We start from the raw sequence: 16729 nt of genomic DNA, 5'->3' as shown, positions 1-16729 counted from the left end.
AAAACCCGCCATCCATGGCATGCCCGGCCCGCGCCGTCCTGGCGCGGGACGCTTTCCTCTTCTGCCCATGTTCCCTGCGCCTCACAAGCTTTTGCGCTGCTGCCAGGTTCCCCCCCCTCCAGATTTAAGTTTTTTGCGCAAATTAAACCCAATCCAGTCCCTTATTAAACTTGTCTAATCCAGTAAAGCGATTGGAGCCAGCACGTACTCCGCGGCCTCAAATCCTACTAAAAACTTCTTACAGACGACTCAGAAATTCAAAGCGATGGGAGCCTGTGCCTGTAGCAAAGCATAGCGGGCCAGGGACAAAAACGCCGGGAGCGTTTTTGAACAACGCTAAGCGTTGGCCCGTTTACGGGCGCACCTCAGGGATGAGGTGCGTAATCGCCCGTGCTGAGCCAGCCATGGATGGCGCTTTTGCGTCATTGCGAAAGGCACAGGCTCCCTGAGCCAGAACGCCATCATCCAGACGGCTTACAGCTCAACAATGAAAAACCCGGCCTGAGCCGGGTTTTTCATCACTGCATTCAGGCCAAAAAAAACAGCCTCCCCCACTTAATCGCGGAAGTTTTTAAACTGAAATGGCTGGCCCAGATTGCTGCCGCGCACGATCGCCATCGCACCCTGCAAATCATCACGCGCTTTGCCGGTCACACGCAATGCTTCACCCTGAATCTGGGTCTGCACTTTCAGCTTACTGTCCTTAATCAGCTTCACCAGCTTCTTCGCCACGTCGCTCTCAATGCCTTTCTTCAGTTTGGCATCGACCGCCCAGCTTTTGCCGCTGTGCTCAATCTCTTCCGGTACCTCTAAGGCTCCACCTTCAATCCCGCGCTTCAGCAACTTTTCACGCAAAATGTCGACCAGCTGCTTAACCTGGAAATCAGACTCGCTGGTGATCCTGATGGTTTCATTCTTTTCGTTGAGTTCAAACTCGGCGCTCACGTTGCGGAAATCGAAGCGGGTAGACACTTCACGGTTGGCATTCTCCACCGCATTGCGAATTTCCTGCAGATCGACTTCTGAAACGATATCGAAAGATGGCATCTCTTCTTCTCCTGACGCTAAAGTGACATGCATAATACGCGTCTTAAGGTGCTAAATAAAATCAGACTGCACACAACGCTATAATGTAGGTATGACAGTAAATAACAGATGGATAGCCCGCCAGCGGGAGGCAGCATGAAAATTACCGTGTTAGGTTGCGGTGCATTGGGTCAGGTCTGGCTGACAGCGCTTGCCCGCCAGGGACATGAGGTGCAGGGATGGCTGCGCGTGCCGCAGCCTTACTGCTCAGCCAATGTGATCGATCCTCAGGGCAACATCTCGAATCGCACGTTTATTGCCAACGATCCGCTGTTCCTGGCGGAAAGCCAGCTGCTGCTGGTCACACTCAAAGCGCCACAGGTCTCACCCGCCGTGAAGAATCTGGAAAGTGTGCTGCCAGAAAACTGCCCGGTGCTGCTGCTGCACAACGGTATGGGTACGCTGGAGGAACTCAAAGGGCTGACTCAGCCACTCCTGCGTGGCGTCACAACGCATGCAGCGATGCGTGATGGCACCGTTATCAAGCACATCGCCAGTGGCATCACCCACATTGGTCCCGGTAACCGTAAAAGCGCCGCTTACAGTGACCTCGCCGACATCCTGCACCCTGCCCTGCCGGATGTTGCATGGCATGACAACATCCGGGCGGCCTGCTGGCGCAAACTGGCCGTCAACTGCGTCATCAACCCGCTTAGCGTGGAGTATGAATGCCAGAACGGCGCACTACGTGCGTATCCGGAACAGATTGCGCAACTGTGCGAAGAGATCAGCTGGGTCATGGAGCGCGAAGGCCAGAACGTGGCCAGCGATAGCCTGCAGGACATCATCTTCGACGTGATAGAAAGCACGGCGGCCAATACCTCTTCGATGCTGCAGGACGTGCGCGCCCAGCGGCTCACCGAAATCGATTATATCAGCGGCTTTCTGCTGCGCCGCGCCCGGATGCACGGCCTGGTGCTAACGGAGAACACTCGTCTGTATGACATTGTAAAACACAAGGAGTCCCATTATGACCGCGAACGCATCGGTGCTGGTTTGCCTGGCACATGGCAGTGAAGAAACCGAAGCTGTCACCACCATCGACCTGCTGGTTCGGGCCGGGCTGAAGGTTGTTACCGCCAGCGTCGAAAGTGATGGCAGCCGGGAGATCGTTTGCTCGCGCGGTGTTCGCCTGTTGACTGACGTCACGCTGGTTGAAGTCGCCGACAACGATTTCGCCGCCATCGTCCTGCCCGGCGGCCTGAAAGGGGCTGAGACCTTCCGTGACAGTCCGCTGCTGGTCGAAACGGTGCGTCAGTTTCACCTCAATGAGAAGATTGTCGCCGCGATATGCGCAGCTGCAGGCACGGTGCTGATCCCTCACGATCTCTTCCCGGTCGGTAACATGACCGGCTTTCCTGGCCTGAAAGAGACGATTCCGGAGGAAAAGTGGATGGAGCGCCGTGTCGTCTGGGATCCGCGCGTTAATCTGCTGACCAGTCAGGGACCTGGCACGGCAATGGATTTTGCGCTGAAGTTAATCGATCTGCTGGCGGGAAAAGAGATGGCGCGTGAGGTCGCTGCACAGCTGGTGCTGGCTCCCGGCATTTATGATTATCAGGCTTAAAACGAGAAAGCCAGTCAGACCTGAACAGGTACTGACTGGCTCAGAGCGATGACTACGGGCGATAGACTTTAACGTTCTTAAAGCCCTGCTCATGCAGATAAAGTGCCTGCAGACGGCTCATCACACCGCGATCGCAGTAGAGCAGCCAGGTGCGGTTCTGGTCGAGGTCGCCAAACTGCGTGCTGAGTTTATAGAACGGCAGTGATTTCACTTCCGTGGCGTTCAGCGTCAGTGGCTTCTCTTCCTGCTCATCAATAGAGCGAATATCCAGCACCACATCGTTGTCACTCAGAAGCGCGACGGTCTCAACTTCCACCACCTCCTCTTCCGTCTGCTCAGCGATGGTACGGATATCGACGTTGGTCGCTTCTTCGATAACCCGATCCAGAATCGAGAAGTCAAAATTCTGCTCTTCAGCCGCAATCTTCTCTTTTACCGCTCTGACCGTTGGGCTTTTTGAGATCACGCCACAATATTCCGGCATGGTGCTGGCGAAATCTTCGGTGCCGATCTCCCGGGCAACGTTGATGATGTGCTCTTTGTCATAAGAGATCAGCGGACGCAGAATCAGCGTATCTGACGCGTTATCAATCAGGCGCAGGTTGGTCAGCGTCTGGCTCGACACCTGCCCTACCGCTTCACCTGTGACCAGCGCCTGCACGCCGTAGCGCTCAGCAATCGTCGAGGCGGCACGCACCATCATGCGCTTCAGCACCACGCCCATCTGGCCATCATCCACTTTTTCGAGGATCTCACCCACCACCGGCTCAAAATTGATTGCCACGAACCGCACGCGGTGTGAACGACCAAAACGATTCCACAGATAGTGGGCAACCTGACGGACGCCAATCTCATGGGCGGCGCCGCCAAGATTAAAGAAGCAGTAATGCACGCGGCTGCCGCGGCGCAGCAGCATATAGCTGGAGACGCCGGAGTCGAAACCACCGGAAATCAGCGACAGCACATCTTCCTGCGTGCCGATCGGGAAACCACCCAGACCCTCGTAACGTGCCGTCACCAGCGTCAGGCGATTCTCTTCCACTTCAAGGTTCACCGTCACGTCAGGATTTTTAAGCTGCACGCGGGCGCTTTCAATATGCTGATTCAGACCGCCACCCACATAGCGCTCTACATCCTGCGAACTGAAGCTATGCTTACCACGACGTTTTACACGTACGCAGAAGCTCTTGCCTTCAAGACTGTCGCGATACTGCGCCAGAGTCTGTTCAAAGATGTGATGAATATCGGTGTACTCACGATCTTCAACCGCTAAAACGTGATGGATACCGGGAATGCGGGAAAGCTCATCGGGAATAATGTCCGCAAGCGCCGCATTTTTTGACCGCACTTCAATGTGATCCCAGTAGCGCACAACGGCGATGTCGTCGCTGACAGTTTTCAGGACGTTGCGGATATTGCTGGCAAGAATCTTGATAAAACGCAAACGCACCGACGGACTCTTGATGGTGATTTCAGGAAATAACTTGATGATAAACTTCATGGCGACACAGCTTCGTTGGGCAAATAAGTGCTAAAACAGGCGGCACTTAGCTGGTAAAATCACAAAATTGCGGGCTGCAAGGCGCAACCGCATCCGAGGCGCGGGAGTATATCACCTTTGTCAGGTGACTGCTTCTCGATCAGCCGCCGCATTGATTATTTTGCTAATCATTGGGTCTCAGCTACCATGACCGATTGCGAGATAATGTCCCAACCGTGAGTCGACACGAAATATGCCGAAAAAAGCCGAACAGCCAGCCAGCTTTGAAACGTCATTGCAGCAGCTGGAGCAGATTGTCAGCCGTCTGGAAAGTGGTGAACTGCCGCTGGAAGAAGCCCTGAACGAATTTGAGCGCGGCGTGCAGCTGGCGCGGAATGGCCAGCTGACGCTGCAGCAGGCTGAACAGCGGGTCCGTATTCTGCTTAACGATGATAAAGATGCCGATCTCACTGCTTTCACGCCGGAAAACGACTGATGGATTTTGCCCGCTTACTCGACGCCTGTCAGCAGCAGGTCAACGCCGCGCTGACGCGTTTTATAGATCCACTCCCTTTTCAGAGTTCTCCTCTGGTGAATGCCATGCATTATGGGGCATTATTAGGCGGTAAACGTCTGCGTCCTTTTCTGGTCTACGCGACTGGCGAAATGCTCCACGCCAATCCGGCGAGTCTGGATGCCCCTGCCGCCGCAGTTGAATGCATTCATGCGTACTCTCTGATTCATGACGATCTCCCTGCGATGGACAATGATGCGCTGCGTCGCGGGCAGCCAACCTGTCACATTAAATATGGTGAAGATACCGCGATTCTGGCGGGCGATGCCCTGCAGACGCTGGCCTTCTCCATTCTGGCCGATGGAGCAATGCCCGGTGTCAGCGCCGAATATCGACTGATGATGCTCTCCGAACTGGCAAAAGCCAGTGGCGTAGCCGGGATGTGTGGCGGGCAGGCACTGGATTTAGCGGCGGAAGGCAAATCCGTCGATCTCGATCAGCTGGAACAGATCCATCGCCATAAAACCGGTGCCCTGATCCGCTCAGCGGTACGGTTAGGCGCATTAACGGCAGGCGATGCGGGTCGTGAAGCACTACCGCTGCTTGACCGCTATGCAGAGGCGATTGGTCTCGCGTTTCAGGTGCAGGATGACATCCTGGATGTGATCGGCGACACAGCCGTGATCGGAAAACGTCAGGGTGCCGATCAGGATCTGGGGAAAAGCACCTATCCTTCACTGTTAGGCCTTGAAAGTGCCCGTGCTAAAGCGCGGGATTTGTATCAGGAAGCGCTTGATGCTTTAGAATTGCTCGCTGCGCACTCTTATAACACGACAGCACTGCAGGCGCTGGCGAGCTTCATAATTGAACGCGACAAATAACTTCCATAATGAGTCTCTGATGAGTTTTGATATTGCTAAATACCCGACACTGGCGCTGGCAGACACGGTTCAGGCGCTGCGTGCCCTGCCAAAAGAGAAGTTGCCTGCGCTGTGTGATGAACTGCGTCAGTATCTGTTAGACAGTGTGAGCCGCTCCAGCGGCCATTTTGCATCGGGTCTGGGCGTGGTTGAACTGACGGTCGCGCTGCATTATGTCTATAACACCCCGTTTGACCATCTGGTCTGGGATGTGGGTCATCAGGCTTATCCGCATAAAATTCTGACCGGTCGCCGCGATCGCATCGGTACTATCCGTCAGAAAAGCGGCGTACACCCGTTTCCGTGGCGCGGTGAAAGTGAATATGACGTCCTGAGCGTCGGTCACTCGTCGACCTCTATCAGTGCCGGTCTTGGCATGGCCGCTGCGGCAGAACGTGAAGGCCAGGGCCGTCGCACCGCCTGTATTATTGGCGATGGTGCGATTACCGCAGGTATGGCGTTTGAAGCAATGAACCATGCCGGTGATATCAAGCCGGACATGCTGGTCATCCTCAATGACAACGAGATGTCGATCTCTGAAAACGTCGGCGCGCTGAATAATCGCCTGGCGCAGATCCTGTCGGGTAAAACCTATGCGCGACTGCGCGAAGGCAGTAAGCGAGTGCTGACAAATCTGCCGCCAATCAAAGAGCTGGTCAAACGCACCGAAGAGCATCTCAAAGGCATGGTCGTGCCGGGCACGCTATTTGAAGAGCTGGGCTTTAACTATATTGGCCCGGTTGACGGTCACGATGTGCTGACGCTGGTGAACACGCTGAGCAACATGCGCAGCCTGAAAGGCCCGCAGTTCCTGCATATCATGACGAAGAAAGGTAAAGGCTACGCCCCGGCAGAGGAAGACCCGATTGCCTGGCACGCCGTTCCTAAATTTGACCCGGCGATTGGCGAACTGCCGAAAAGCGCAGAGGGTCTGCCGAGCTACTCTAAAATCTTCGGCAACTGGCTGTGCGAAATGGCCGCCAACGATCCGAAGCTGATGGCGATTACCCCGGCGATGCGTGAAGGCTCCGGCATGGTGGCCTTCTCACGTGAATTCCCGAAGCAATATTTTGACGTGGCGATCGCCGAGCAGCACGCGGTGACTTTCGCAGCGGGTATGGCGATTGGCGGCTACAAACCCATTGTTGCCATCTATTCCACCTTCCTGCAGCGCGCCTACGATCAGCTGATCCACGACGTCGCTATCCAGAAACTGCCGGTCCTGTTTGCTATCGATCGCGGTGGTATTGTTGGCGCTGATGGTCAGACTCACCAGGGTGCGTTTGATCTCGCCTATCTGCGCTGCGTGCCGGATATGGTGATCATGACGCCGAGCGATGAGAATGAGTGTCGGCAGATGCTTTACACCGGCTATCACCATCAGGAGGGGCCGAGTGCGGTGCGCTATCCGCGCGGCACCGGTGTCGGCACGCCGCTGGCCCCACTACAGAGCCTGCCGCTGGGTAAAGCAGTAGTGAAACGTCAGGGTGAAAAGCTGGCAATCCTGAACTTCGGTACATTGCTGCCGGAAGCCGCCGCCACGGCGGAAGCGCTGAACGCGACCCTGGTCGATATGCGCTTTGTGAAGCCGCTGGATGAAGCGCTGATCGCCGAGCTCGCTAAAACCCACGACTCGCTGATAACGCTCGAAGAAGGCGCCATCAAAGGCGGTGCGGGCAGTGGCGTAAATGAGTTTGTGATGGCGAAACGTCTGGGCATTCCGGTACTGAACATCGGCCTGCCCGATGAATTCATCCCTCAGGGCACGCAGGATGAAGTGCGTCATGACTATCTGCTGGACTCGGAGGGCATTCAGCAACAAATCGCCCGCTGGCTGGCGCAGTAATCTCTCCTCTCTGCGCTCCCCCCTCGGGAGCGCAACATCCTGCTATGCTGTAACTTTTGCACTTTCGCAGGAGCCTCCACCATGAAAACGATTCAACTGGGTACCACCGATCTGCAGGTGTCGCGTCTCTGTCTTGGCTGTATGACCTATGGCGAGCCCACACGCGGTAATCATGCCTGGACGCTGCCGGAAGCAAGCAGCCGTCCGCTGATCCAGCAGGCGCTCAATGCGGGCATCAATTTCTTCGATACCGCCAACAGCTACTCCGATGGCAGCAGTGAAGAGATCCTGGGTCGGGCGCTGAAAGAGTTTGCCCGCCGCGACGAGATTGTGGTCGCCACCAAAGTCTATTTCCCGCTCACCAATCTGTCACAGGGGCTGTCGCGTAAAAATATCCTGAAATCGATTGATGACAGCCTTCAGCGTCTCGGCATGGAGTATGTCGACCTGCTGCAGATTCACCGCTGGGACTATGAGACACCGCTGGATGAGACGCTGGAAGCGCTGCATGACGTGGTGCAGTCCGGCAAAGCCCGCTATATCGGCGCCTCATCTATGCACGCCAGTCAGTTTGCGCAGGCGTTGCAGATGCAGTCAGAACAGGGCTGGCATCGCTTTGTCAGCATGCAGGATCAGTACAACCTGATTCAGCGTGAAGAGGAGCGTGAAATGCATCCGCTCTGCCTGAAAGAGCAGATCGCCGTGCTGCCCTGGAGTCCGCTGGCGCGCGGTAAACTGACCCGCCCCTGGGGTGAAAACACCGCGCGTTCCACCTCTGATCAGGTGATGGCCAGGCTCTATGACAACACTGAAGAGAACGATGCCGCGATTGCAGAGCGGCTGGCGCAGGTGGCGGAAAGTAAGGGCGTGACGCGGGCGCAGGTGGCGCTGGCCTGGCTGCTCAGCAAGCCTGCTGTTACGGCGCCGATTATTGGTGCGTCACGTGCAGAGCAGTTTGATGATCTGGTGAAGGCGGTGGATGTCACGCTGAGTGACGACGAGATTACCCTGCTGGAAGAGGTCTATCAGCCGCATCAGGCGGTAGGATTCGAATAAAGCTGAATCAGAAAGTGACGCTCTGTCAGAGCGTCACTTTCTGTCAGGTGCTCGGCGCTGGCCGTTAGCCCGCCAGCCAGACGGCAAAGCCGTAGAGCATGGCCGCAGAAATCACACCAGCAATAATGTCATCAACCATGATCCCCATGCCGCCATGCACATTGCGATCGAACCAGCGTATCGGCCACGGTTTCCACATATCAAGAATACGGAACACGACAAAACCGCCCAGTACCCATTGCCAGGTATTGACCGGAATCGCCATAAGCGTAATCCACATGCCGATGAACTCATCCCAGACAATACTGCCGTGATCGTGCACGCCCATGTCTTTTGCGGTGCGATGGCAAAGATAGACGCCGACGCAGATACCAACCAGCACCACCAGCGAATAGAGATCATGCGGCAGATAGGTCATCAGACACCAGAAGGGGATGGCCGCCAGCGATCCCATGGTGCCGGGCACAACCGGGCTTAGCCCGCTGCCGAAACCGGTGGCCAGCAGGTGCCAGGGATTGCTCATCCGCAGGCGGCTTTTCGCCACGTCGTTATTTAGTATCAAAGTGATCAAACCCTTTATGACGGAAGGTGGCGGGTTTACCATTATCCAGCAGCATTAAGCCTTCCGATTCCGGTGCTATCTGCCCGATACAGGAATAAGGCACGCCCAGATGGCCCAGCGCCACATCGAGCGCGCCGCGATTCACTTCCGGCACGGTGAAGCAGAGTTCGTAATCTTCCCCGCCGCTCAGCGCCCAGCGCAATACCTGCTCAGATTCAAAGTGGTCACGCAGCGCCGCCGACAGCGGCAACGCGTCAAGGTTGAGCCGTGCGCCGCAGCCACTGGCTTTCAGCACGTGGCCGAGATCGGAAATCAGGCCGTCGGAAAGGTCCACCGCTGAGGAGGCCAGCGAACGTAATGCCTGCCCCTGCAGAATGCGCGGCATGGGACGCAGATGACGTTTAATCAGCGCCTCATGCACCGCCGGATCGCTGATGCGACAGTGATGCTGCAGCAGCGCCAGACCGGCCGCGCTGTCACCCAGCGTGCCGGTCACGTAGATCCAGTCGCCCGGCTTTGCGCCCGAACGTTTCAGGGCGCGGCCCTGCGGCACCAGACCGTGAATCGCCAGCGTCAGGCTCAGCGGGCCACGGGTCGTGTCGCCGCCCACCAGCTGCATATCGTAATATTCCAGCAGTTCAAACAGGCTTTCGCTGAAGGCAGAAAGCCAGCTCTCATCGACCTGCGGCAGCGTTAAGGCCAGCGTCAGCCACGCGGGATCGGCGCCCATCGCAGCAAGGTCGCTAAGATTAACAGCCAGGGCTTTGTAACCCAGATCGGCGGGATGAATATCCCGTAAGAAGTGCACACCCGCGACCAGGGTATCGGTGCTGATCGCCAGCGTCTGTTTTTCCGGCACGCTAATTAACGCACAATCGTCACCGATGCCGAGTTCGACATCACGACGGCTGCGTGTTCTGCGGTTGAAGTAGCGTGCGATGAGTTCAAATTCACCACAAGACATAATTGCGTTCCGCTTAACTCTTCATGAAAAAAGGCCGGCAAGCCGGCCTTTTTGTTTATTTGCGAGTGGGTCGAATTTGTGGACCGGCTTTATCCAGCACGCCGTTAACAAATTTATGACTGTCTTCGGCACCGAAGACTTTCGCCAGCTCAATCCCTTCGTTAATGGCCACTTTATAAGGCACATCATCACGTTTGCTCAGCTCATACAGCGAGATGCGCAGGATAGCTTTTTCTACCTGTCCCAGCTCTTCGAGCTGACGCGACAGATAAGGCTTCATCAGTCCATCCAGATACGCACTGTTGGTCGCCACACCGGACAGCAGTTCGCGGAAATAGGTAATGTCGACGTCTTTGACGTCCTGTTCCGCCAGAAACTGGTATTCCACATCGGCAATGTCGTTATTCGACAACTGCCAGGAGTATAGCGCCTGAACAGCGCACTCACGGGCGCGACGACGAGCAGCAGGTTTCACAAAATTCCCCTTACAAAAATCAGGCTTTAATGGCTTTCAATACGTTGATCATTTCGAGCGCAGTCAGCGCCGCTTCAGCACCTTTATTACCCGCTTTGGTGCCGGCACGCTCAATGGCCTGCTCGATGCTTTCAGTGGTCAGCACGCCGAACGCGACAGGAATGTCGCTGTTCATGGCAACACTGGCGATACCGGAGCTGGCTTCACCCGCCACATATTCGAAGTGCGCAGTGCCACCACGAATAACGGTGCCGAGTGCGATAATCGCATCATGTTTGCCGGAATTCGCCAGCGCACGTGCTGCCAGCGGCAGTTCGTAAGCACCCGGCACCCAGACTACGGTGATATTGTCATCTTTGACCTGGCCAATACGTTTCAGGGCATCAACTGCGCCATCCAGCAGGCTGTCATTAATGAAGTTGTTAAAACGCGCAATAACGATGGCAACATTGGCCTCAGGCGTTGCAACAGCAGCTTCGATAACTTTCATACTTATCCTTTCAGGGGTTTGGTTGGCCCCGCGCAGGGGGGCGGATTCTATCATACTCTTGGGCGGCGTGCTCTCGCTTTTCCGGGCATGCTATTGCGGTGTCAGGATCAGACGTAAATCGTCACCGACCTGCCGGACATCGCTGAAGCGGAAGGCAGGCGCGTCAGCCAGCTGGCTAAGTCCCGGCAGCTGACACAGGCCGCGTCCTTCATGGCCTAACAGCTTCGGTGCCAGATAAACAATCAGTTCATCCACCAGCCCGGCCTGTAACAGTGCACCGGCGAGCGTCGCACCCGCCTCAACCCAGACGCTGTTAATCTGTCGCTGTCCCAGCAGCATCATCATGGCCACCAGATCCAGCTGCTGTTCGCGCAGCGGCACGGCGATTTGCGTGACATCAGCGGGCCAGTGCTGCTGATCCGGCTGATGACGCATCAGCCAGGTTTCGCCCGGCTGTGAAACGAGCCGATGCTGCGGCGTCACGCGATTCTGGCTGTCGATAATGACACGTACCGGCTGACGCAGTTGCTGCTCATCAATCAAAACCTGGCTGTCGGTATTGAGTTCAGACCAGCGCACGGTCAGAGCGGGATCATCCGCCAGCACCGTAGCACTGCTGCTGAGAATGGCGGCGCTTAGCGCCCGCAGACGCTGCACATCACGGCGGGCAGCCGGCGAGGTTATCCACTGGCTTTCGCCGCTGGCCATGGCCGTGCGGCCATCCATTGATGCGCCCAGCTTGAGCTGAATCCAGGGAAAGCCGGTGCGCATGCGCTTGAGGAAGCCGCGATTCAGTGCTTCGGCTTCCGGCATCATCAGACCATGGCTGACGTCAATGCCTGCCTGATGCAGACGGTGCAGTCCACGCCCCGCGACCTGCGGATTCGGGTCCTGCATGGCGGCGACGACACGGGTTACACCTGCGGCGATCAGCGCATCACAGCAGGGCGGCGTGCGACCATGATGGCTGCACGGCTCCAGCGTGACATAGGCAGTTGCCCCACGCGCTTTCTCGCCAGCCATGCGCAGAGCGTGGACTTCAGCATGGGGTTCACCGGCACGCTGATGCCAGCCCTCACCCACGACGTCGCCATCGCGCACAATCACACAGCCGACATTCGGGTTCGGCATGGTCGTAAAACGGCCGCGTCGCGCCAGTTCCAGCGCACGCGCCATATAGCGTTCGTCCATACTTTAATCCTGTAACCGGGCGATCTCTTCGCCAAAATCGCGAATATCTTCAAAGCTGCGGTAAACCGAGGCGAAGCGAATATAGGCGACTTTATCGAGCTTTTTCAGCTCATCCATCACCAGATTGCCAATCAGCTTACTGGGGATCTCACGTTCGCCGGTGGCGCGCAGGTGTGTTTTAATATGGTTTACGGCGCTTTCTACCGCGTCGGCGCTGACCGGACGCTTCTCAAGTGCTTTCATCATCCCGCTGGCCATTTTGTCTTCATTGAAAGGCTCGCGCACATCATTGCTTTTCACCACGCGGGGCATCACCAGTTCCGCTACCTCAAAGGTGGTGAAGCGTTCATGACACATCAGACACTGGCGGCGGCGTCGCACCGAGGAGCCTTCACTAACCAGACGAGAATCAATCACTTTGGTGTCCACAGCGGAGCAGAATGGGCAATGCATGACGTTTCCTGACGCGAGGGTGATGGGCCATACAGTGTAGCGCGAACTGCGAATCAACAAAATCTCTTCCGTGTCTTTCGTGTACCGCCGGGCACAGCATAAATGATGTTAAATATCAGCGCCGGCAAAAGGGTCTACGCTTATAGAGCCGAAAGACGGCGTATATCCACTAACACACTGGAGGTTGTATGGGTCTGTTTAACTTTGTGAAAGAAGCCGGTGAGAAACTCTGGGACGCCGTAAACGGCGGTGACGATCAGAATAAAAAGCTGCAGGATCACATCAACAAGCTCGGCTTGCCAGACAGCGATAAGGTGGACGTAAAGGTCAATGGTGATACCGTCACCGTGACCGGCGATGGCCTTTCTCAGGAGCTGAAAGAGAAGATTCTGATCGCGGCAGGTAACGTGGAAGGCATTACAAAAGTGGAAGATAAGGTCACTGTGACAGACAGCGCGACCGAGTCAGAGCTTTACACAGTGAAAAAAGGCGACACGCTGAGCGCTATTTCTAAACAGGTTTATGGCAACGCTAACGAATATAACAAGATTTTCGAAGCGAATAAGCCAATGCTCACCCATCCTGATAAGATCTATCCTGGCCAGGTTTTACGTATTCCAAAATAACGGACAAGGATAACTTATGAGCAGGATGGTTTGGGTTCCGGTGGCGATCTCACTGGCGGCGCTGAGCGGCTGCAGCAGCAATGCTGGCAATCCGCAGGTCAGAGAGCTGCATCAGGAAGTGAGTCAGCTTAATCAGCAGATGCAGCATCTGACCACACAGGCCAGCGCGCTGGAGATTCAGGGGCAGCTTAACAGCCAGTTGCAGCAAGGTGCCTGGCTGGTGCCACAGGCGAATACGCCAGTGGCGCTGCAGACTCAGCTCGGCACGTTGCGACTGACGCTGTCCCCTGTCACTGCGGAAGCCAGCGGTTCGCGGGCAATCCTGACCGTACGATCAATGGACGATCGGCCTTTGCCCGCTCTGCACGCGACAGTGATCTGGGGTGAACTCGACCCGGCGACCGGTAAACCGCTGACCAGTGACAGTCTGACGCAGACGGTCGCGGTGCCTGCCTCGCTGCTGCCGCAGCATTCGGCGAGCATTCCACTTCGACTCAGCGGCCTGACGCCGGACCAGTTAGGTTATGTCCGTGTGCATAACGTAACCGCTGACACACCGCCCCAGACCTCCCCTGCTGCACCCGCTAATCCTTAGCTATAGTGCAAAAAAAACGGGCAGCCAAAAGGCTGCCCGTTTTTTTATTTCCGACGCACGATTAAGGCAGGATAGAAGGCTGATCGGCGCCCTCTTTCTCGACTTTCTGCACCATCATATGTTCACGCTTCATGCCCAGCTTCAGCGCCAGCGCTGAAGAGACATAAATGGATGAAATCGTACCAATCGTCACACCAATCAGCATGGTCAGTGAGAAGCCTTTCAGCAGCGCACCACCAAATATGAACAGGATGAGAATCATCGCCAGCGTCGTCAGCGAGGTAATCAGGGTACGGCTTAACGTCTGGGTCAGTGACACGTTGGTAATATCGTAAGAGCTGCCGCGACGGATTTTACGGAAGTTTTCACGAATACGGTCAGAGACCACGATTTTATCGTTAAGCGAGTAGCCAATCACCGACATCAGCGAGGCAACAATCGTCAGATCGATTTCAATGCGGAACAGCGCCAGCAGGCCGCAGGTGATGATCACGTCATGCGCCAGCGCCAGCACGGTGCCCAGCGCCAGACGCCACTCAAAGCGAAAACCGATATAGATCAGAATCGCAATCAGTGCCGACAGCAGCGCCATCGCACCCGCCTGTGCCAGGTCGCTGCCCACACTTGGCCCCACGAACTCAATGCGCTTAACGGTCGCGTTTTGCTGCGTGGTCTGGTTGATCACCGACACCACTTTATTGCCTAACTCGGTACCTGCCGGGCCGGTAACCGGTGCCATACGCACCATCACGTCACGGCTGCTGCCAAAGTTCTGCACCAGCGGCTCGTCAAAGCCCGCTTTCACCAGTTCGCTACGCAGCGTGTCGAGGTCGGCCGGTTTCTCCAGCGCGATCTCAATCACCGTACCACCGGTGAAATCGAGGCCCCAGTTAAAACCACGCACGCCCACGATCGCAATCGCGGCCACAATCAGCAGTCCCGAGATGATGAAGGCCAGCTTATCCCAGCGCATAAAGTCGACGACTTTACGCCCGTGGTTTAACTGCTCAATGTTATATTCCTGTGCCACAACGCACTCCTCAGATAGACAGCTTGTTGATGCGTTTGCCACCGTAAACCAGGTTAACAATGGCACGGGTACCGATAATCGCGGTGAACATTGAGGTCGCGATACCAATTGCGGTGGTAATCGCAAAGCCTTTGATCGAACCGGTGCCGACCGCATAAAGAATGATAACTTTGATCAGGGTGGTCACGTTCGCATCGACAATACTGGAGAAGGCGCCTTTATAGCCTTCATGAATTGCCTGCTGAACCGAGCGCCCGTTTCGCAGCTCTTCTTTAATACGTTCGTTAATCAGTACGTTGGCATCGACTGCCACCGCCAGCGTTAACACGATACCGGCAATACCCGGCATGGTCAGGGTCGCGCCCGGCAGCAGGGACATGATGCCGACAATCAGCACCAGGTTCACCAGCAGCGCACTCGTCGCAATCAGACCAAACTTCTTATAGAACACCACCATAAACAGGATCGAGGCGAGCAGACCCCACAGGCAGGCTTCCAGACCCTGAGTAATGTTCTGCTGACCCATGGTCGGCCCGATAGTCCGCTCTTCCACAATCTGGATCGGCGCAATCAACGCACCGGCACGCAGCAGCAGCGACAGCTGACGCGCTTCGTTCGGGTTGTTGATACCGGTGATGCGGAAGCTGTTCCCCAGGCGAGACTGGATATTAGCGACGTTAATCACCTCTTCCTGCTTCATCAGAATGGATCGGCCATTGGCATCTTTCTTACCGCTGTCCTTGTACTCCACAAACAGGGTCGCCATCGGCTTGCCGATATTGTCCTTGGTGAAGTTGGACATGATGTTACCGCCTGCGCCATCCAGTGAAATGTTCACCTGTGGCTGGTTGTACTCATCCATGCTGGAGGTTGAGTCGGTGATATGGTCACCGGTCAGGATCACCCGCTTGTAGAGCACGACCGGCTGGCCATCACGCATGTCTTTAACTTCAGAGTCACCCGGTACACGGCCACTGGCCGCCGTAGCAGGATCCACGCTGGTGTTCACCAGACGGAATTCCAGCGTCGCGGTGGCGCCCAGAATCTCTTTGGCGCGCGCCGTATCCTGAATACCCGGCAGCTCAACCACGATGCGATCGGAACCCTGACGCTGAACCAGCGGTTCCGCCACGCCCAGCTGGTTTACACGGTTACGCAGAATCGTAATGTTCTGCTGAACCGCATATTCACGCGCTTCGCTGAGACGGGCATCGCTCATGGTGGCACGCAGTGCATCACTGCCGCTGCTGTTGATCACCAGATCCTGATGACGGGAACTCAGCCAGGAGATCGCCGCATCACGACTGGCAGCGTCACGGAAACGAATTTCCACGCCGTAGTTCGCGATTTTATTGACGTTAGTGTAGGGGATATTTTTGGTGCGCAGGTCGCTACGCAGCGTGTCAGCATTCTGCTCCTGCAGCTTGCTGAGCGCGGTGTCCATGTCTACTTCCATCAGGAAGTGCACACCACCACGCAGATCGAGACCGAGTTTCATCGGCTCAGCTGACAGCATCGTCAGCCAGCGCGGCGTGGCAGGCGCAAGGTTCAGCGCGACAACGTAGTTTTCACCCAGCGCTTTCATGATCGCTTCACGGGCGCGTAACTGCACATCCGTATTCGCGAAACGCGCGGTAATCGCACCATTCTCCAGCGCAACAGATTTGCTCTGGATATTGTCTTGTTTTAATGCGGACTGAATTTGATCCAACGTCTGCTCACTGGCGGCGCTTCCGCGCGCACCAGTGATTTGAACGGCCGGATCCTCACCATACAGGTTGGGAAGCGCATAGAGCAGGCCGACGAGAATCACGACGACCAGCATTACGTACTTCCACAAAGGATAACGATTTAACACGGCAGTTCCCTTAGGG

18 protein-coding genes are annotated in these 16729 nt (G+C 56.0%); 8 read left to right on the top strand and 10 right to left on the bottom strand.

Translation table 11 applies throughout. The annotated features are described in order from the left end of the window. Positions 1-555: 555 nt before the first annotated feature. Positions 556-1047 carry a YajQ family cyclic di-GMP-binding protein gene (locus QSK07_RS16685; protein ID WP_098051315.1) on the bottom strand — a complete coding sequence of 164 codons (492 nt, stop codon included), beginning with the start codon at positions 1045-1047 and terminating at the stop codon, positions 556-558. A 135-nt stretch (positions 1048-1182) separates the two neighbouring features. On the opposite strand from QSK07_RS16685, the gene panE reads away from it, so the two are divergent. Both panE and yajL read left to right on the top strand, forming a co-directional pair. After that, the gene (gene panE / locus QSK07_RS16680) at positions 1183-2103 is read left to right on the top strand and encodes a 2-dehydropantoate 2-reductase (RefSeq protein ID WP_098051316.1); all 921 of its coding nucleotides are present in this window, start codon (positions 1183-1185) and stop codon (positions 2101-2103) included. After that, the gene (gene yajL, locus QSK07_RS16675) at positions 2057-2653 is read left to right on the top strand and encodes a protein deglycase YajL (protein ID WP_098051317.1); all 597 of its coding nucleotides are present in this window, start codon (positions 2057-2059) and stop codon (positions 2651-2653) included. The genes panE and yajL overlap by 47 nt, the downstream gene beginning before the upstream one ends. Before the next feature lie 52 nt (positions 2654-2705). Here the strand turns inward: yajL and thiI are convergent, their stop codons facing one another. Continuing rightward, positions 2706-4154 (bottom strand): tRNA uracil 4-sulfurtransferase ThiI, encoded by a 1449-nt coding sequence (gene thiI / locus QSK07_RS16670; protein WP_275219967.1) that lies wholly within the window; start codon positions 4152-4154, stop codon positions 2706-2708. 232 nt (positions 4155-4386) lie between these two features. Between thiI and xseB the strand changes: the two genes are divergently transcribed. From xseB to QSK07_RS16650, 4 genes are all read left to right on the top strand, one after another. Then, positions 4387-4629 carry an exodeoxyribonuclease VII small subunit gene (gene xseB / locus QSK07_RS16665; RefSeq protein ID WP_275219968.1) on the top strand — a complete coding sequence of 81 codons (243 nt, stop codon included), beginning with the start codon at positions 4387-4389 and terminating at the stop codon, positions 4627-4629. Then, positions 4629-5528, top strand: coding sequence for a (2E,6E)-farnesyl diphosphate synthase (gene ispA / locus QSK07_RS16660; protein WP_098051320.1), 900 nt, complete (start codon positions 4629-4631; stop codon positions 5526-5528). The genes xseB and ispA overlap by 1 nt, the downstream gene beginning before the upstream one ends. A gap of 19 nt (positions 5529-5547) precedes the next feature. Then, positions 5548-7413, top strand: a complete 1866-nt coding sequence (dxs, locus tag QSK07_RS16655) for a 1-deoxy-D-xylulose-5-phosphate synthase (protein ID WP_098051321.1) — start codon at positions 5548-5550, stop codon at positions 7411-7413. 81 nt (positions 7414-7494) lie between these two features. Continuing rightward, positions 7495-8469, top strand: a complete 975-nt coding sequence (locus QSK07_RS16650) for an aldo/keto reductase (protein WP_285720926.1) — start codon at positions 7495-7497, stop codon at positions 8467-8469. A 64-nt stretch (positions 8470-8533) separates the two neighbouring features. Here QSK07_RS16650 and pgpA read toward each other — a convergent pair whose 3' ends face one another. The 6 genes from pgpA to nrdR form a co-directional block, all read right to left on the bottom strand. Further along, positions 8534-9073, bottom strand: coding sequence for a phosphatidylglycerophosphatase A (pgpA, locus tag QSK07_RS16645; RefSeq protein WP_285720927.1), 540 nt, complete (start codon positions 9071-9073; stop codon positions 8534-8536). Next, the gene (gene thiL / locus QSK07_RS16640) at positions 9018-9995 is read right to left on the bottom strand and encodes a thiamine-phosphate kinase (protein ID WP_285720928.1); all 978 of its coding nucleotides are present in this window, start codon (positions 9993-9995) and stop codon (positions 9018-9020) included. Before thiL ends, pgpA begins: the two co-directional genes overlap by 56 nt. Positions 9996-10050: 55 nt before the next feature. Next, on the bottom strand, positions 10051-10470 hold the full coding sequence (gene nusB, locus QSK07_RS16635) for a transcription antitermination factor NusB (RefSeq protein ID WP_098051325.1): 420 nt from the start codon (positions 10468-10470) through the stop codon (positions 10051-10053). 19 nt (positions 10471-10489) lie between these two features. Then, entirely contained in the window at positions 10490-10960 is a 471-nt protein-coding gene (ribH, locus tag QSK07_RS16630; RefSeq protein WP_275219971.1) for a 6,7-dimethyl-8-ribityllumazine synthase, read from the bottom strand. A gap of 90 nt (positions 10961-11050) precedes the next feature. Beyond that, entirely contained in the window at positions 11051-12151 is a 1101-nt protein-coding gene (ribD, locus tag QSK07_RS16625) for a bifunctional diaminohydroxyphosphoribosylaminopyrimidine deaminase/5-amino-6-(5-phosphoribosylamino)uracil reductase RibD (RefSeq protein ID WP_285720929.1), read from the bottom strand. A gap of 3 nt (positions 12152-12154) precedes the next feature. Next, the gene (gene nrdR / locus QSK07_RS16620) at positions 12155-12604 is read right to left on the bottom strand and encodes a transcriptional regulator NrdR (protein ID WP_098051328.1); all 450 of its coding nucleotides are present in this window, start codon (positions 12602-12604) and stop codon (positions 12155-12157) included. Between the two features lie 188 nt (positions 12605-12792). Between nrdR and lysM the strand changes: the two genes are divergently transcribed. After that, positions 12793-13230, top strand: coding sequence for a peptidoglycan-binding protein LysM (gene lysM, locus QSK07_RS16615; RefSeq protein ID WP_098051329.1), 438 nt, complete (start codon positions 12793-12795; stop codon positions 13228-13230). A 16-nt stretch (positions 13231-13246) separates the two neighbouring features. Then, positions 13247-13825: a SadB/YajI family lipoprotein gene (locus QSK07_RS16610; RefSeq protein ID WP_275219973.1), complete on the top strand. Its 579-nt coding sequence runs from the start codon at positions 13247-13249 to the stop codon at positions 13823-13825. 61 nt (positions 13826-13886) lie between these two features. Here the strand turns inward: QSK07_RS16610 and secF are convergent, their stop codons facing one another. Both secF and secD read right to left on the bottom strand, forming a co-directional pair. Next, positions 13887-14855 carry a protein translocase subunit SecF gene (secF, locus tag QSK07_RS16605; RefSeq protein ID WP_013356971.1) on the bottom strand — a complete coding sequence of 323 codons (969 nt, stop codon included), beginning with the start codon at positions 14853-14855 and terminating at the stop codon, positions 13887-13889. Positions 14856-14865: 10 nt separating this feature from the next. Then, entirely contained in the window at positions 14866-16713 is a 1848-nt protein-coding gene (secD, locus tag QSK07_RS16600; RefSeq protein WP_285720930.1) for a protein translocase subunit SecD, read from the bottom strand. Between the last annotated feature and the right edge of the window lie 16 nt (positions 16714-16729).

This window comes from Pantoea sp. QMID4 (genome assembly GCF_030270445.1).
GTDB classification, from domain to species: Bacteria; Pseudomonadota; Gammaproteobacteria; order Enterobacterales; family Enterobacteriaceae; genus Pantoea; species Pantoea vagans.
This window is presented reverse-complemented; position numbering and strand designations above follow the sequence as displayed.

What these genes read in the sequence shown, in the direction of transcription:
- QSK07_RS16685 (WP_098051315.1), bottom strand. Translation starts at nt 1,047, where the DNA reads ATGCCATCTTTCGATATCGTTTCAGAAGTCGATCTGCAGGAAATTCGC.
- panE (WP_098051316.1), top strand. Translation starts at nt 1,183, where the DNA reads ATGAAAATTACCGTGTTAGGTTGCGGTGCATTGGGTCAGGTCTGGCTG.
- yajL (WP_098051317.1), top strand. Translation starts at nt 2,057, where the DNA reads ATGACCGCGAACGCATCGGTGCTGGTTTGCCTGGCACATGGCAGTGAA.
- thiI (WP_275219967.1), bottom strand. Translation starts at nt 4,154, where the DNA reads ATGAAGTTTATCATCAAGTTATTTCCTGAAATCACCATCAAGAGTCCG.
- xseB (WP_275219968.1), top strand. Translation starts at nt 4,387, where the DNA reads ATGCCGAAAAAAGCCGAACAGCCAGCCAGCTTTGAAACGTCATTGCAG.
- ispA (WP_098051320.1), top strand. Translation starts at nt 4,629, where the DNA reads ATGGATTTTGCCCGCTTACTCGACGCCTGTCAGCAGCAGGTCAACGCC.
- dxs (WP_098051321.1), top strand. Translation starts at nt 5,548, where the DNA reads ATGAGTTTTGATATTGCTAAATACCCGACACTGGCGCTGGCAGACACG.
- QSK07_RS16650 (WP_285720926.1), top strand. Translation starts at nt 7,495, where the DNA reads ATGAAAACGATTCAACTGGGTACCACCGATCTGCAGGTGTCGCGTCTC.
- pgpA (WP_285720927.1), bottom strand. Translation starts at nt 9,073, where the DNA reads ATGGTAAACCCGCCACCTTCCGTCATAAAGGGTTTGATCACTTTGATA.
- thiL (WP_285720928.1), bottom strand. Translation starts at nt 9,995, where the DNA reads ATGTCTTGTGGTGAATTTGAACTCATCGCACGCTACTTCAACCGCAGA.
- ribH (WP_275219971.1), bottom strand. Translation starts at nt 10,960, where the DNA reads ATGAAAGTTATCGAAGCTGCTGTTGCAACGCCTGAGGCCAATGTTGCC.
- ribD (WP_285720929.1), bottom strand. Translation starts at nt 12,151, where the DNA reads ATGGACGAACGCTATATGGCGCGTGCGCTGGAACTGGCGCGACGCGGC.
- nrdR (WP_098051328.1), bottom strand. Translation starts at nt 12,604, where the DNA reads ATGCATTGCCCATTCTGCTCCGCTGTGGACACCAAAGTGATTGATTCT.
- lysM (WP_098051329.1), top strand. Translation starts at nt 12,793, where the DNA reads ATGGGTCTGTTTAACTTTGTGAAAGAAGCCGGTGAGAAACTCTGGGAC.
- QSK07_RS16610 (WP_275219973.1), top strand. Translation starts at nt 13,247, where the DNA reads ATGAGCAGGATGGTTTGGGTTCCGGTGGCGATCTCACTGGCGGCGCTG.